Source organism: Robbsia andropogonis, from assembly GCF_000970345.1.
Classification (GTDB): Bacteria; Pseudomonadota; Gammaproteobacteria; order Burkholderiales; family Burkholderiaceae; genus Robbsia; species Robbsia andropogonis.
In genome coordinates, this window is record NZ_LAQU01000172.1 from 1 (window position 1) to 1,514 (window position 1,514).

The 1,514-nt window shown below is 56.9% G+C and carries 1 protein-coding gene and 1 pseudogene; both read left to right on the forward strand.

The genetic code is table 11. The features are described 5' to 3' along the window. Positions 1-679, forward strand: a pseudogene (locus WM40_RS30970) (hypothetical protein); the annotation flags it as partial. 47 nt (positions 680-726) lie between these two features. Then, positions 727-1,059: a hypothetical protein gene (locus tag WM40_RS26865; protein WP_157793831.1), complete on the forward strand. Its 333-nt coding sequence runs from the start codon at positions 727-729 to the stop codon at positions 1,057-1,059. The last annotated feature ends 455 nt before the right edge of the window (positions 1,060-1,514 follow it).

Sequence of the window (1,514 nt, forward strand, 5' to 3'; positions counted from 1 at the left end):
GTTGCTGCAGCAGCGTCGCCACCTACGTACAGCGCACCTAGCCAGGCAGCGGCTATGCATTGACAATGCGCTTTCGGGGCCGCTGCCGGGGATCCTGGCAGGGGTGACGTATGGACTCGGCGGGTCGACTGAGACTGCGTACTACTTATCCACTCTGGGCGTCGCCGCTGGTGGCGTTACAGCAGGTTTGGCGGGACTCGGTGGAACCAAGACAGTTGCTGTAATCTCTGAAGCCACAAACGGTTCGACTGCGGCCAGCACCCTTGCAGCCAACAATGCAGCAGGTGTTGCTGGGGTGGCGGGGGCGAAAGTCGGGGGGGCTGCTTCTGGTGGCAGTGTTGCCACAAACAGTGGGGCGGCAGGTGCTGGTTCGGCGCAGAATATCGCAACTGCAAGTCAGTTGGCGCAACAGTTGCAGCTTGAGTCGGCTAATTCGCCGTTCACGGTAAGTGGTACGCTGACGCATGAAGCTATCGACAGTTCAACACAGATATTTCCGCCTGGTAGCATGGGCAATCCGGCGATACCGGAAGGCTTCGGGAAATATACGACGAGTACGTATCAGAGCCCAGCAGGCAATTTCCAGGTTCACTACTATATGAATCCGACGACTGGGCAGGTGTATTACGGACTCGACTACAAGGCGATCTTCAACAATATGTCGGGCGTGCCCAAGTAGCCATGAAAGTTAAATGCGTAAAGCTGTTAGACGCGCGCGGGCGAGAGGTGAATGATTCGCCTTGGTTGACGCTTGAGCGTGTGTACCCCGTTTTGGGAATCTTTGTAGACCCGGACGGGCGACGGAGCTACCAAATCATTACCAACGACCGCGATCCAGGGTTTGCGGCTATGGTTTGCCCTTCGGCAGAATGCTTCGAGATCGTTAGCACGATGGTGCCGTCGAATTGGCGTCTGAAGATCCGGGAAAATGGTGTGATGAGCATTGCACCGGGGGCTTGGCAGGAGCCCGGTTTCCTAGAGGCTTTTTATGACCGAGATCCTGCCGTGTACCCGATCTTCGAGAGAGAGCGCGATCTCATTCTGAGCGAAGATCCATAACTTGTGGCTAGTACGGCAGGATCGGCGTGTGCCGGTTATTGCCTCGACCACAGCAGAAACAACAAACCCGGCCACGAGCCGGGTTTGTTGTTTCTGTCGTCGGCGATCGTTGTCGAGTCGTCTGCTGAGTGTTCCACGATCAGGTCTGCGGATTTGTCCGCTCGTGAGTCCCCTGCATCGTCCACTGAGAAGCGGGAAACCATCGGGACAGGATAGGGAATGTATCCACGCGACGCGTCGTGCAGATACACCGGCTCCGTAGCGTCAGCGCAGGGACGATTCGGAGCAGCCTTCGCACGTCACACGGGGTCGTCAAGCTTGGTCGGCGATCGCGTAGTGATCGTCGGGCAAGCGTGTTACCCCCGCGGCTTAGCCGTGGGGGGTGGAATAGGATGTGTGGATAATTAAAAAAGGCGCCGTCGTGCGATGTCGTTTTACAGTGTAAATGTCATTAC